11 protein-coding genes are annotated in these 14,041 nt (G+C 59.5%); 4 read left to right on the top strand and 7 right to left on the bottom strand.

All coding sequences use genetic code 11. The features are described 5' to 3' along the window. Nucleotides 1–41: 41 nt before the first annotated feature. The 3 genes from KBY02_RS05535 to KBY02_RS05525 all read right to left on the bottom strand — a co-directional run bounded on the left by KBY02_RS05535 (nt 42) and on the right by KBY02_RS05525 (nt 3,879). Nucleotides 42–1,469, bottom strand: coding sequence for an MFS transporter (locus KBY02_RS05535; RefSeq protein ID WP_003404319.1), 1,428 nt, complete (start codon nt 1,467–1,469; stop codon nt 42–44). A gap of 54 nt (nt 1,470–1,523) precedes the next feature. After that, on the bottom strand, nt 1,524–2,765 hold the full coding sequence (locus tag KBY02_RS05530; RefSeq protein WP_161936290.1) for a glutamine synthetase family protein: 1,242 nt from the start codon (nt 2,763–2,765) through the stop codon (nt 1,524–1,526). 202 nt (nt 2,766–2,967) lie between these two features. Continuing rightward, on the bottom strand, nt 2,968–3,879 hold the full coding sequence (locus KBY02_RS05525) for a methyltransferase domain-containing protein (protein ID WP_011268465.1): 912 nt from the start codon (nt 3,877–3,879) through the stop codon (nt 2,968–2,970). 236 nt (nt 3,880–4,115) lie between these two features. Here KBY02_RS05525 and KBY02_RS05520 point away from each other — a divergent pair, with 236 nt between their 5' ends. Then, a complete protein-coding gene (locus KBY02_RS05520) occupies nt 4,116–4,925 on the top strand; it encodes a glycosyltransferase family 2 protein (RefSeq protein WP_024659434.1) in 810 nt (269 codons plus the stop codon). A gap of 63 nt (nt 4,926–4,988) precedes the next feature. Here KBY02_RS05520 and KBY02_RS05515 read toward each other — a convergent pair whose 3' ends face one another. The 3 genes from KBY02_RS05515 to KBY02_RS05505 form a co-directional block, all read right to left on the bottom strand. Further along, the gene (locus KBY02_RS05515) at nt 4,989–5,684 is read right to left on the bottom strand and encodes a sensor histidine kinase (RefSeq protein ID WP_003404311.1); all 696 of its coding nucleotides are present in this window, start codon (nt 5,682–5,684) and stop codon (nt 4,989–4,991) included. Then, nucleotides 5,681–7,282, bottom strand: a complete 1,602-nt coding sequence (locus KBY02_RS05510; protein WP_024659435.1) for a tetratricopeptide repeat-containing response regulator — start codon at nt 7,280–7,282, stop codon at nt 5,681–5,683. Before KBY02_RS05510 ends, KBY02_RS05515 begins: the two co-directional genes overlap by 4 nt. 402 nt (nt 7,283–7,684) lie before the next feature. Continuing rightward, nucleotides 7,685–8,359, bottom strand: a complete 675-nt coding sequence (locus KBY02_RS05505; RefSeq protein WP_003316760.1) for a TIGR04211 family SH3 domain-containing protein — start codon at nt 8,357–8,359, stop codon at nt 7,685–7,687. 452 nt (nt 8,360–8,811) lie between these two features. On the opposite strand from KBY02_RS05505, the gene ppnN reads away from it, so the two are divergent. Next, nucleotides 8,812–10,185 (top strand): nucleotide 5'-monophosphate nucleosidase PpnN, encoded by a 1,374-nt coding sequence (gene ppnN / locus KBY02_RS05500; protein ID WP_024639339.1) that lies wholly within the window; start codon nt 8,812–8,814, stop codon nt 10,183–10,185. 51 nt (nt 10,186–10,236) lie between these two features. Here the strand turns inward: ppnN and KBY02_RS05495 are convergent, their stop codons facing one another. Further along, a complete protein-coding gene (locus tag KBY02_RS05495) occupies nt 10,237–11,106 on the bottom strand; it encodes a helix-turn-helix domain-containing protein (protein WP_011268470.1) in 870 nt (289 codons plus the stop codon). A 153-nt stretch (nt 11,107–11,259) separates the two neighbouring features. Between KBY02_RS05495 and pobA the strand changes: the two genes are divergently transcribed. Together pobA and KBY02_RS05485 are read left to right on the top strand one after the other, a co-directional pair. Further along, complete coding sequence (gene pobA, locus KBY02_RS05490) at nt 11,260–12,444, top strand: 4-hydroxybenzoate 3-monooxygenase (protein ID WP_024659438.1); 1,185 nt, start codon at nt 11,260–11,262, stop codon at nt 12,442–12,444. Nucleotides 12,445–12,648: 204 nt separating this feature from the next. Then, nucleotides 12,649–13,974 (top strand): MFS transporter, encoded by a 1,326-nt coding sequence (locus tag KBY02_RS05485; RefSeq protein WP_054091703.1) that lies wholly within the window; start codon nt 12,649–12,651, stop codon nt 13,972–13,974. Nucleotides 13,975–14,041: the final 67 nt, after the last annotated feature.

The following is a 14,041-nucleotide window of genomic DNA, read 5'->3' as shown; positions in this document are numbered from 1 at the left end:
GATTGCGGCATTGCTGCCGCAATCGTGTACTGCCCTACCCCTCAGGCCTTCCAGGTCTCGCTTTCACGCTCGCGTTCATGCTCATCGGCTTCGGTTGTTTCCGCTCCGGCAGCCGGCTCGCTCTGCGCCAGAACCTCGCTTTCTGCCTCGGCCTCTGCTTCAGAAACCGCCTCGGGATCCGCCTCTGGCTCAGGCTCAGGCTCAACGGTTGCCTGCATCTGCTCCTGAACCACCTGCTCATCGACACGCGGGTCAAGTGCAACCACCAGTGGCGAACTGGACATACTGTCCGGCATCGCAACGTGGTGCAGCGGTGCGTTTTCGACCTGGTGCAGGTGAGTGACCGCCTTGGGCCTGATCAGCAACACCAGAATCACACCCGCGCCACAGACAAACGCATAGAGCATGTGCCCGCCAAACAGCTTCATCACCACACCTGCGGCCAACGGACCGATACTGGCGCCAATGCCATAGGTCATGAGCAACATGGCCGTCAGCGACACCCGGCGCTCGGCCTCGACGTGGTCATTGGCGAAGGCCACTGCCAGTGGATAGAGGCAGAACTGCATCAGCGAAGCCAGAAACCCGACACCGAACAGCACCTCGACTGGCACGCTGGGAAACACCGCCAGCGGTAACGACGCCACCACCAGGGCGGCGGCAAAGATACGCATCAGTACGGAACGGTCATAGCGGTCGGACAGCAGGCCCAACGGCCACTGCACCAGAAACCCGGCCAGAATGCAGCAGCCCATGAACAGACCGACCTGCTCGGTGGACAGCCCCTGCTCGGCGGCGTAGACCGGCGCCAGGCCGTAGAACGAACCGATGATCAGACCGGCGCCCAGTACCGCCGTCAACGACTGCGGCACACGTTTCATGAAGAAGCGCGGCTCCAGTGGTGCCGGATGCAGAGGCGCCGGGTGAATCGCCCGGGTCATGGCGACGGGCACCAGGCACAGTGCGAAACACAGCGCTACCAGCATCAGCAGCTCAGGCCCCAGTTGCGGGTGAACCACCAGCACCAGCTGACCCAGTACCAGCCCCAGGTAGGATGCAATCATGTAGCCGCTGAAGACCATGCCGCGCTGTTTGGCGGCCGCCTGCTCGTTCAGCCAGCTCTCGATGACCATGTATTGGCACATCATGCCCAGACCGACGATCACCCTCAGCACCAGCCAGGCGGGCAACCAGCTGATCAGGCCATGCCCCAGCACCGCCGCACCGACAATGCCGGCACAGGTGGCGTAGGCGCGAATATGTCCGACACGGCCGATCAGGCGGTGACCGATCTTGCCGCCCAGCACCAGACCGAAATAGTTGGCGGCCATCAACGCACCGACCCACAGGCTGTCAACCTGATCGGCCGCCAGGCGCAGGGCCAGATAAGTGCTCAGCAGACCCGAGCCGATCAACATCATCAACGAGGCAAAATAAAGCGCTCGAAAGGACTTCCAGATTTGGCGCATCAACTTTCCAAAAATAGGGAGTCGCCCGACTGGGCGAGCCCGACACTGCGATTCTTAAACCTGAGCAGCCAGCACGCGCCGTTCCCAGGGGGTTATCTCGTCGAAAAAACTGGTCAGTTCCAGGGCCTTCGACGCAATGTAGCCTTCGATGAATTCATGACCAAACAGTTCCTTGGCCAACTGACTGCTTTTCAGACGCTCCAGAGCAGCGTGCAAGGTACACGGCAGTAACAATTCTTCCGGCACCTCCAGTTCGCCCTGCAGCGGCGGCGTCGGTTCCAGTCGCTGCTCGATGCCGTGCAACCCGGCCGCCAGACTTGCAGCGATGGCCAGATAGGGATTGGCGTCAGCGCCCGGCAGACGATTCTCCACCCTTCTGGCCGCCGCTGCACTCGACGGAATACGTAATCCGGCAGCGCGATTGTCGTAGGACCAGCAAGCGTTGTTGGGCGATGCATAAGGATGGCACAGGCGCTGGTAGGAATTCACATTGGGCGCGAACAGCGCGGTGAAGTCCGCCATGCAGGCTTGCTGGCCGGCAATGAAATGACCAAACGTGTCGCTCGGCTCACCCTGCGCATCACTGAATACATTCACTGCGCCCTCTGCTGCCACCACGCTCTGATGGATATGCATCGAACTGCCCGCCGTATGGGCGAGCGGTTTGGCCATGCACACCACGATGAGCCCGTGTTTGAGCGCAACCTCCTTGAGCAGGTGCTTGAACAGAAAAGTCTGATCGGCCAGCAGCAGCGGATCGCCATGCAGCAGGTTTATCTCGAACTGGCTGACACCCATCTCGTGCATCACCGTGTCACGCGGCAGCCCCAGCGCTGCCATGCAGGCATACACCTCGGCAAAAAAAGTCCGCAAGCCGTTGTTGGAGCTGACGCTGAATGCCGAGTGCCCCTGTTCGCGTCGCCCGTCCAGCCCGGTCGGCGGCTCGAATGGATAAAGCGGCTCGGGATTGGGCGCGAAGACAAAAAACTCGAGTTCGGTGGCCACCACTGGCACCAGGCCCCGCTCGGCATAACGGCCAATAACTGCCTTGAGCTGATTGCGGGTGGAGAGCATGCACGGCTGGCCATCGAGGTCCTGCGCATCACAGATGGCCAAGGCACGCGGCGAGGTGCTCCAGGGCAGCCGGTGGAGCTGCTGCGGATCACTGATCAGTGCCAGATCGCCGTCGTCACTGCCGTAAAAGCGCGCCGGCGGATACCCGCCCATGATGCATTGCAGCAACACGCCGCGCGCCAGCTGCAAACGGCGACCTTCGAGAAAACCTTCAGCCGTCATTACCTTGCCGCGCGGTACACCGTTCAAATCCGGGGTTACACACTCCACTTCATCAATGCCCATCAGCATTTCTTTCTGCGAATGGGGGTCATTGCCTGTCATGGGTCAGTCCTTTTAGTTGAGCAGCAGACGCCAAGCTTCAACCTTCAGACTGCAATCTTCAAGCACCGCGCTCCAGGCTGCCGGCCTGCCGCTAAGCGTGTCAGAGAACCGGGTTATGGAAAGGTGTCCCGGTCACTTCGATGAACTCCTTCCGGTAGTCTTCGTTTTCCGGGTCGACCACAAGGGCCTGGCGCAGGAATTCGACGCCTTCGGCCACATTGCCCAACTGACGACTCAGGGCGCCGGCGAGGTGCAGCCTGGTGGCATCGAAAAAATTGAATGACAGCATTATCTTGGTCAGCGTCAACGCGTTCTCGAGCTTGCCCGCCATCAACAACTGGTTGAACTGGGTGTTGAAGTCGCCGAGATCCTGCCACTTTTCGGCAGACAACCCTTCGACTTTGCGGAGCACGACGGTGTGGCCGTTGCCCACTTTCGAATCGGTCTCTTCGACGCACTCGATGTACCAGCAACCCAGGCCTGACGAGTTAACGTAATTGACCGCGCGGAGCATGCTTTGCAGGGAAAAGACCTGATAGTGACCGCGCCATTCACCTTCCGTGACGGTGGTCATGTCGACCTTGTTTTCATAGTCCTCGATCATCTGCGTCAGCGTCGTCAAACGACGCGCCCGATCAGTCTTGGCTGCCGTGCGCTTGGGAAAGATGCAGAAGAATACCCCGCCGTTCTTCAGCACTCTGAAGGATTCGACGTAGGCAGAAAACAGATTGGGGACGTGCTCGATGACGTGCGAACTGATCAGATAGTCAACCGACGAGTCCGGCGTATGGATGCATTGAAAATCGCCCAGCATGTCGACCTTCGAAACGTCGCCCGACACTTTCATCTGCTCGACGAAGTACTGCTGATAGTCTTCCATGTCGCGGGGGTGCAGAAAATCGACACCGTTGCACGGCGCAACGTTGAGGCAATTGGCAAGGTTGAACGCGTTGTGAGCCGCTGCGCCCAACTCTATACCGTGCCCCTGGCAGTACTTTTTAGCTAACAGCATCACCCACCCACCGCTCATCGTGATATCGAATACAGCCTTTCAACGATTTCGGCGGTGTCCGCTAAAACTTTAACCAGCACCGCTCCAGGCCTTTGGCGTGCCAGCAACTGGCGCAAATATTGCAGTCCACCGCGTACATACATCGATTTACGTCAGCGCAGGCCTGAACCACCCGCCACGCTGCGACGCCAATCAACGAACAATCACGCTAACGCCCGAGAGAACAGAGGATCACCATGATCAATGGTCAAAAGGTTGGCTGCGGAATCGTCACCTACAACCGTCCTGCGCTGCTGAAAAAGCTTTACGATTCCCTGCCTGCCGAGATCATCGACTGCGTTGTCATCATCAATGACGGCGATGTATATCCGGAGTTTTCCGCATATGACAGCGAGGTCTTCTTCAACAACGAAACCAACCTCGGCGTTGGAAAATCCAAGAACAGAGCCTTGTCGCGACTCATGAATGCCGGGTGCGAGCACCTGTTCCTGATCGAAGACGACATCTATATAAAAAGTCCGGAAGTATTCGAGCTTTATATTCTGACCTCGACGCTGACCGGCATTCAGCACCTCAACTACAGCCAGCATGGTCTGATGAACAAGACGCCGTCCGGCGAGGCCAACGCGGTGTACCGGATTGACTACGGCAATGGCATCAACCTGCCCTTGTACCGCCATTGCGTCGGTGCGTTTTCCTACTACTCCAGACGCAGTCTGGAAGCCGCCGGCCTGATGGACGAGACGTATCACAACGCCTTTGAACACGTCGATCACACACTGGCCATCATCAACCAGAACATGCACCCGCCTTTCTGGTTTTTTGCCGACATCGATAATTCGCAACTGTACCTGGGGGACGAGCCCTGGACGCTCGAAGGCTCAACGATTTCGTCCGACACCCTGCACCGCAAAAACGCCCTCGCGGCCATTGCACACTTCACGCTCAAGCACGGCTGCGAACCGGTCAGACATCCGTTGGCGTCTGATCAGGAACTGATGGACAGCCTGAACAGCATCAAACAGAACTTCGGATTGAATATCTAAACGCCGAACCAGCCCCGCAATCCTGACAAGGCGTTGCGGGGTACTCGTTGCAAGGCCGCTGCCTCAGGGCAGGGTCATACTGAACATCGCCCCGCCCAGCACCCCGCCGTTGGCGATTTCAATGCGTCCGCGCATGCCGTTGCGTACATGCAACTGGGCAATGTGCGCAGCGAAGTACAAGCCCAGGCCAGTACTGCCGCTGCCCTGGTTGATGCCCTGCACGTATTCGGTCTGGCGCTCGATCAGATACGCCGGGTAACCGGGGCCGTCGTCATTGATGGTGATCTTCAACTGACCGCCTTCATCACCAACACTGACAACGATCTGCTCACGGGCGAAACCGATGGCGTTGACGATGATATTGCCCACCACCGAGCCGATCAGTTCGCGGTCGAAAAAGCCCAGGGGGCTTGCCACATCGATCGCATGACGGGCGGCAATGCCGCGGCTGCCCAGCACGTCCTGATGATGGGCCAGTTGCGCTTCGATGAAATCGTCCAGTTCGTGGTAATCCGGACGCAATGGCATCTGGTTGACACCCAGTTTATAGAGGCCGAGCAACTGCACGAGCATGCCATTGAGGTTGGCAAACTCATAGTCGATGACGCCGTGCTCCGGCGTGTCACGCTGCTGAACCGAAAGCTTCGCCTGCCATTGGCTGTGCGCCTGGGTCAGGGTCGCCAGCGAGTTCTTCATGTCGTGCACCGTGGAGGCGATCACCATGGAAAAGTCGAGGCCCTGCTCTGTCTCTTCATTCATGCGCTGAACGCCCTCTCCCTGAGTTTTTGGTAGCGCTCATAGCGTGGATCGCTTTCCGGGATCTTGCCCAGCATGGTCAGGCTGGCACGACACTCGTCAATTCCGGCCTGGCCCAGATTCTGGCCAGGGTGAAGCAGCGACTGCACCATGTTCAGCGCAATACTGATGTTCTTTGGCTGCAAGCCAAGCGCACTGCGGAAAAATGCCTGTGCTTCGGTGAGGTTGCCGGCCTTGTAGCTGCGCACGCCTTGCAGGTTGAAATCGACAGCCGCCTTGCTGGCCCCCAGAATCGCCGGATCATCGGTCATGCTGGCAATGCTTTTCATCACCGCAGGATCGTCGCCATAGGCTCCCGCACAGCTCTTCAAGACGCCGGCACCGGCCTCTTCCTGACCGAGCTGCTTCAGTTGCGCAGCCACCATCAGTGCGGCGTCGGCACTGAGCACCTGCTCCATGCCATCCAGTCTGGCCATTGCCTGCTCGGTGAGTTTGGCTGCGGCTTCCGGGTCCGAATGCTGCAGGCTGGCCGCCTTCATCAGCCGGGTGCGCACTTGCAGACCTTGATCGTCGCCATGCTCCTTGGCAACGTCGACGAGGGCGTTGTTGATCTCGACGCGGGTGCGCGCATCAAGACCCTGATCGCCGCCCTTGCTGATCAACGCGTGAGCCAGCCCCAGATTGGTTTCCGGATCCTTGAAACGCGAATGCTGACCTTGGGAGACGGCCTGACGATAGGCCTTGGAGGCACTTTCGAAGTCCTCGTTGCCCAGCGCCAGCTTGCCCAGCAGCTTCTGTCGACGCACCGCCAGCGGCGACAGGCGCACTGCGCTTTCCAGCACAGACTGCGCGCGTTTGCCATCGCCAAGCGCCACCAGCACATCAGCCAGGCCATCGAACAGCGCAGGCATGGTCGGAAACGCCTTGATCGCCTGCTCGTAGACAGCCTGTGCCTCGGCGGTCTTGCCGCGCTTGAGCAGCAGGCTGCCCAATGCACCGTAAGCCCACGGCGTGGCCCGATCAGCCAGAATGGTCTTGAGGAACGCTTCCAGGGGCTCGTTCTGCTTCAGATCACGCAAGGCATCGGCCTTGTAACGCAGGCACAACGGCGCATAACGCGGGTCCTGCTCGATCAGCTTGTCGCACGCGGCCAGCACCTCGGCCGGCTTGCGACGGTCGAGGGCCTGCAGAATCGGCTTGAGCAAGGTCTTGCGCTGCACCAGCTTTTCCAACCGCTGGGCCAGCCCGGCGCGGTTGAACGGCTTGGTCAGGTAACCATCCGGCTCCCACTCAAGCGCACTCATGACCATCGCCTGACTGTTTTCGGCAGTGACCATGATGAATACGCTTTCGTAACTCAGCAGCCGCTCGATCATCAGGTCTTCCAGCACCTGCTGACCGTTCTTGCGGCCATCACCCAGGTTGAAATCGTGCAGCACGAAGTCATAACGCTTTTGCGAGCACATGCGCAGAGCCTGCTCACCGGTATCGGCGGTGTCCACTTCCTTGACGCCCAGCTCACGCAGCATCGATCTCACTGAACTGCGAAAGTCAGAGAAATCATCAACGATAAGAAAGCTTTTTTGGTTGTACGCCAGCATCCGGATTCCTGCACAGGAGAGGGGTGAAAATATGAGACCCGTGGCCTGAAAACGATTCAGGCCCGACTCGGCAGCCCATTTTTCAGGACGCACATAATAACTGATGGCAAAGAGCCACAATACGACTTGCCGGTACCCTCCCCCTATGCGTCAAAGCGCGAGGGTGAGGGCAACACTCAGTTTTTCGACCATCCACGCAGAAACTGTAGAACGAACATCAACTTCGCACACGGACTCTGTGCCAGGCAGGCATGAAGAGTGTGGGCTGGATCGTGATTGCAGCAGGGGAAAGGCATTTTCGGAGAGGTTTGTCACACATCGGCTGTGCATTCGATACAACGCACAGCGTGGCGGAACGGCATGCCAGCGCGGCGCGCTGGCATGCGAGGTTGCCCAGGTGGTTTACACCCAGCCGTCGTTCTTCTTGCGGCCCTTGGTCAGCGCCGGAAGGATCAGGCCGACCAGCAAGCCAGCACCGGCAATGCTGCCGCCGTAGACCATGTAACGCATCATCACCTGCTTGTTCTCGTCGCCAAGTCGCGCCTGAGTCGCACGCAACTCAGCCTGAGAGTCGGCCAGTTGATCGTTGAGGGTCTTGGTGCGCGCCTCCAGTTCGTCGACCAGCTTCTTGCGCGCGTCCAGCGTTTCCTGCATGCCTTGCACGCGGGTCTTCCAGGTGTTGTCGATGCCCGCCAGCTGCTCGGTCAGGTCGGCAACCTGCTGAGTCAGCTGCGGCACACGCTCGGCCTGGCCAGGGACTTCCTGCAAGTCGCTGCTGGGGATCCACACGGTGGAACCGCCTTCGCCACGCACCTGGCTGAACTTGCCCGAAGCGCTGAGCAGCTCGACCTTCTGCCCGGATTTCAGCGTCCCCACAATCCGATGATCATCGGTTGGTCCGCTGCGTACGTAGGTAGTGAGGCTGTCGCTGACCCAGCGATCGCTGCCGGCGGCCTGTGCGCTGCCAGGCATGACAACGGTCAATGCAGCGCCAACCAGGCCTGCGCCGAGCAAGCGACGCGAAACGGCGAACAGGCCAGGGGCTCGGGAAAGAAGTGCGGAAAAATGACGAGACATGGCGATAATTATCTTTATCTGAAATGAAAATAAAGCCTCGTTTAACGGGCCGGCTAAGGATGGGAGCGGCAAGTGATCAACGGTTTTGCAACTCCTGCCCGGACGGAATGTCTGCCTATCAGGCGCGTTGAAAAAGCACCTGATGATCCCTTTCATGCAGGCCGTCCAGAAAGTCCATCAGCTAACAGACTCCGTTAAAGGGGTCAGGTTCACTATTGCCCGTTGTCCGCGTCAAAATTCAGCCGCACGGTCATGCGAAGCAAGTGCCTGCTTTCAAAAGCATTCGCCTGCCGATTCAATCCTGCGATGACGCACAAGGGCTCAAACGAGGGACGTCGGCGTTCCGGCGTTTGCTTTCCCGGCCAAGTGCTGTAGAAAAGGCCCCACAGGGGTGAATCTTCTCGATATTCACCATCCTGATGCTCGACTGCATCGCTCTAATGGAAAATAGAATGATCCCAAGACAAGTGATTAACGCCACCGTAAGCCCGAAAGGCAGCCTTGAAACCCTGTCCCAACGTGAAGTGCAGCAGCTCAGCGCGGCCGGTTCAGGCAGCACCTATACCCTGTTTCGCCAGTGCGCCCTGGCCATTCTCAATACCGGCGCCCACGTCGATAACGCCAAGACCATTCTTGAAGCGTACGAGAGTTTTGAAGTCCGCATTCATCAACAGGACCGCGGCGTTCGCCTGGAGCTGCTCAACGCTCCGGCTGATGCCTTCGTCGACGGCGAGATGATCGCCAGCACCCGCGAAATGCTGTTCAGCGCCTTGCGCGACATCGTCTATACCGAAAGCGAGCTGGACAGCCAGCGCATCGACCTGAGCAATTCCCAGGGCATCACCGACTACGTGTTCCACCTGCTGCGCAATGCTCGTACCCTGCGCGCCGGTGTCGAGCCGAAGATGGTGGTGTGCTGGGGCGGCCATTCGATCAATACCGAAGAATACAAATACACCAAGAAAGTCGGCCATGAACTGGGCCTGCGCAGCCTGGATATCTGCACCGGCTGCGGCCCCGGCGTGATGAAAGGCCCGATGAAAGGCGCGACCATCGCGCACGCCAAGCAGCGCATCGTCGGCGGTCGCTACCTGGGCCTGACCGAGCCGGGCATCATCGCCGCCGAAGCGCCCAACCCGATCGTCAATGAGCTGGTGATCCTGCCGGACATCGAAAAGCGTCTCGAAGCCTTCGTGCGCGTCGGCCACGGCATCATCATCTTCCCCGGTGGCGCAGGCACTGCCGAAGAGTTCCTGTATCTGCTGGGCATTCTGATGCATCCGGACAACAAGGATGTGCCGTTCCCGGTGATCCTGACCGGCCCGAAAAACACCGAACCGTACCTGCAGCAGTTGCACGCGTTTGTCGGTGCCACGCTGGGTGAAGAGGCGCAGCGTCACTATCAGATCATCATCGACAACCCGGCAGACGTTGCCCGGCAGATGACCCAGGGCCTGAAGGAAGTGAAGCAGTTCCGCCGCGAGCGTAACGACGCGTTTCACTTCAACTGGCTGCTGAAGATCGAGGAAAGCTTCCAGCACCCTTTCGATCCAACCCACGAGAACATGTCGAAGCTGCAGTTGAACCACGATGTGCCGACTCACGAACTGGCCGCCAACCTGCGCCGGGCGTTTTCCGGCATCGTCGCCGGCAACGTCAAGGACAAGGGCATTCGCCTGATCGAACAGCACGGTCCGTATCAGATCCACGGCGACCCATCGATCATGGGCCCGCTGGACAAACTGTTGCAGGCCTTCGTCGATCAGCACCGCATGAAGCTGCCAGGCGGCGCGGCGTACGTGCCGTGCTATCAGGTCGTAACCTGACCGCATAGCGACGTACGGCAAGCCGACGGGGTGCTCTTGAGCACCCCGTTTCTATTTTTGCTGGCGAAATGCCTTGGGCGACTGCCCGGTAGCGCGCTTGAAGAAGCGCGAAAAATACGCCGGCTCGGAAAACCCAAGGCTGTCTGAGACCTGATTGATGGTCAGGGTGGTGTAGATCAGGTTGCGCTTGGCCTCCAGCAACAAGCGCTCACTGATGATCTGCAAGGCCGACTGGTTGCACAGCCGCCGACACAGTGCATTCAAATGCGCGGCGCTGATACCCATCGCCTGAGCATGCTGGTCGATCGACCAGTGCTCGCGAAAACTCGCTTCCAGCTGATGCATGAACACTTGCAAATGCTCGCGGCCGCGATCCATCGCATGAGTTTCTTCGCCTGCATGTTCACTGCTGCGCCGACTGAGCCACACCGCCAGCACATTGACCAGCGAGTGCAGCATCAGATCGCGGCCCGCTCTGGGCTGCCGGTATTCATTGGCAATGGCATTGAACAGCGTGTCCACATAATCGCCATCCGCCCCGAGCGCATAGCAGCGTGCCGCGCTGAGGGCTGAGACGTCGAGCGCAGCCTCGAGTTGCTCCACCAAGGGTCTGGCCAGGCTGAGAATATGGCCCTGAATATCTCTGGAGAACCTGAAGGTGTGCACGCTCAGTGCGGGAACGACCTGCAACGAAGGCATCTCGACCTCGCTGACCCGGTCCTCGACCTTGAGCATCGCCTTGCCCGACTGCACGTAAAGCAACTGGACCAGATCGCCATGCCGATGCGGCTTGATCTCCCATTCGTGAATCCTGCTGCGCTCGGGGATCGACTCGCAGTGGATCAGGTCCGGGGTCGGCCAGGCCGTGGTTTCCCCATAGAGCTTGAACACCGGTATCGCTGCTGTGGCAGGTCTGGCCATGTCGCCCTCTCTCGTCCGGACCCTCGGAAAGTCCAGATAATGCAGCGGATATTGCCTTCTTATCTCGACGGCATCCATTAAAAATGCAGGAGACAAAAACAAACACGTCCCGCTGATTAAACCTGGCAGGGATCAAAAGACAGGACTATCGCCATGAAGACCAAGGTTGCCATTATCGGTTCAGGCCCTTCCGGGCTGCTGCTGGGCCAACTGCTGCAGCGTGCCGGCATCGACAACGTCATCGTCGAGCGCAAGGACCCCGATTACATCCTTTCGCGCATCCGCGCCGGCGTGCTGGAACAAGGCATGACCGACCTGTTGCGTGAAGCGGGGGTCAGTGAACGCATGGACGCAGAGGGCATGATCCATGACGGTTTCGAGCTGGCGTTCGCCGGTCGCTGCGAGCGTATCGACCTCAAGAGTCTTGCCGATGGCAGGACGGTGATGGTCTACGGCCAGACCGAGGTCACCCGCGACCTGATGGCCGCGCGCGCCGCGACCGGAGCAATGACGATCTACAACGCTACGGACGTCAAAACGCACGAGCTCAAGAGCGATAGTCCGTACCTGACGTTCGTGAAAGACGGCGAGACCGTGCGCCTGGACTGCGATTACATTGCCGGCTGTGACGGCTTTCACGGGGTCTCACGGCAATCGATTCCCGCTGACGCCCTCAAGGTATTCGAACGCGTCTATCCGTTCGGCTGGCTCGGCGTACTGGCTGACACGCCGCCGGTCAACGAAGAGCTGGTCTACGCCAATCACCCGCGCGGCTTTGCCTTGTGCAGCATGCGCTCGGCCATTCGCACCCGCTATTACGTGCAGGTCAGTGCCGACGAGAAGGTCGAAGACTGGTCGGACGAGCGCTTCTGGGATGAACTCAAATCCCGTCTGCCCGAGCATCTGGCAGAGCGACTGGTCACCGGCCCGTCCATCGAGAAAAGCATCGCGCCGCTGCGCAGCTTTGTGGTCGAACCGATGCAGTACGGCCGCCTGTTCCTGCTCGGCGACGCCGCGCACATCGTCCCGCCGACCGGAGCCAAGGGCCTGAACCTGGCGGCCAGCGATGTCAGCACGCTGTACCGCATCCTGCTCAAGGTCTATCAGGAAGGCCGCACTGACCTGCTGGAAAAGTATTCACAGATCTGCCTGCGCCGAGTGTGGAAAGCCGAGCGCTTCTCCTGGTGGATGACGTCGGTGCTGCATAATTTCCCCGACACCGACGCCTTCAGCCAGCGCATCCAGCAGACTGAACTCGACTACTACGTCGGCTCGGAAGCCGGGCGCAGGACCATTGCCGAGAATTATGTGGGCTTGCCGTATGAGGCGGTCGAGTAGAGCGTTGGCCCCGGCGCTGTGATTGCGCTGCGTACTCACAAGCCATAGGCTGCCCGTCGACATGCGTTGTGCAATCACACAACGCATGCTCCCCGCCGCCGTGCAAAACCCCAAAGCGTTTTCGACACTGCCCACCTATGATCAGACGTGCGTCCAATAGCTATCTGGCTATATAAAAACAACAAGCACAGAGGAACACCCGCCATGACACCTGTTTCGACCCACGAGGTGGGCGACGCCGAAGGCAATCATGTCTACCGTCGCATCACCCTGCGCCTTATCCCGTTTATCTTCATTTGTTACCTGTTCAATTACCTCGACCGCGTGAACGTCGGCTTTGCCAAGCTGCAGATGCTCGATGCCCTGAGTTTCAGCGAGACGGTCTATGGCCTGGGCGCCGGTATCTTCTTCATTGGCTACGTGCTGTGTGGCCTGCCCAGCAATCTGGCGCTGAACCGCTTCGGGCCGCGTCGCTGGATCGGTCTGATGATGATTACCTGGGGAATCTTTTCGACCTGCCTGATGTTCGTCACCACGCCGGTCGAGTTCTACGTGCTGCGCTTTCTGACCGGTATGGCAGAGGCCGGTTTCTTCCCAGGCATCGTGCTGTACCTCTCGCGCTGGTATCCGAATCAGCGTCGCGGGCGGATCATGGCACTGTTCATGTCGGCCATCCCGGTCTCCGGCCTGCTGGGCGGCCCGTTTTCCGGATGGATTCTCAATCATTTCGCTGCGGGCCAGGGCGGCATGGCCGGCTGGCAATGGATGTTCCTGATTCAGGGCGTGCCGACGGTGGCGCTGGGTGTGCTGGCCTTCGTTCTGCTGTGCGACAAGGTCGAGGATGCCCGCTGGCTGACGCCCGGGCAGCGTCAGCGGGTCAAGACCGATATCACCAACGATGAACTGAGCCGTCCGGTGCACGGCAAAAGCTCGGTGGCTTCCGTGCTGAGCATGCCGTTCATATGGATCCTGGGCTTTATCTACTTCTGCATTCAAAGCGGCGTCTACGCGATCAATTTCTGGCTGCCGTCGATCATCAAGAACCTCGGTTTCAGCGATGCACTCGTGATCGGCTGGATCAGCGCCGTGCCGTACCTGATGGCAGGCGTGTTCATGCTGCTGGTCGGCCGCTCCGCCGACATGCGCAATGAGCGCCGCTGGCATCTGGTGGTCCCGATGCTGATGGGCGCGACCGGCCTGATCATCGCCGCCAATTTCGCGACGCTGCCCATCGTTGCCATCATCGGGCTGACTATCGCGACCATGGGTGCGCTGACCAGCCTGCCGATGTTCTGGCCATTACCGACCGCCCTGCTGAGTGCCAGCGTCGCCGCAGGCGGGCTGGCGCTGATCAACTCGATTGGGCAGATGGCAGGCTTTCTCAGCCCTTACCTGGTGGGCTGGATCAAGGATCAGACCGGCTCGACTACCCTGGCGCTGTATTCACTGGCCGCGCTGACCATCGTCGGCAGTCTGGTGGCACTGCGGGTCAGTCGGTCGTCGGCAGTCAAGGTGGCAGGGCCCGCCTGATCGCCATGGCCGAAGTCAGCGTGATCCTGCGCAGCTGGCGTGGAGCGGGATGCGCAGATTTTTGCGC

It is taken from the genome of Pseudomonas sp. P129 (assembly GCF_020312195.1).
GTDB classification, from domain to species: domain Bacteria; phylum Pseudomonadota; class Gammaproteobacteria; order Pseudomonadales; family Pseudomonadaceae; genus Aquipseudomonas; species Aquipseudomonas fragariae.
This window is presented reverse-complemented; position numbering and strand designations above follow the sequence as displayed.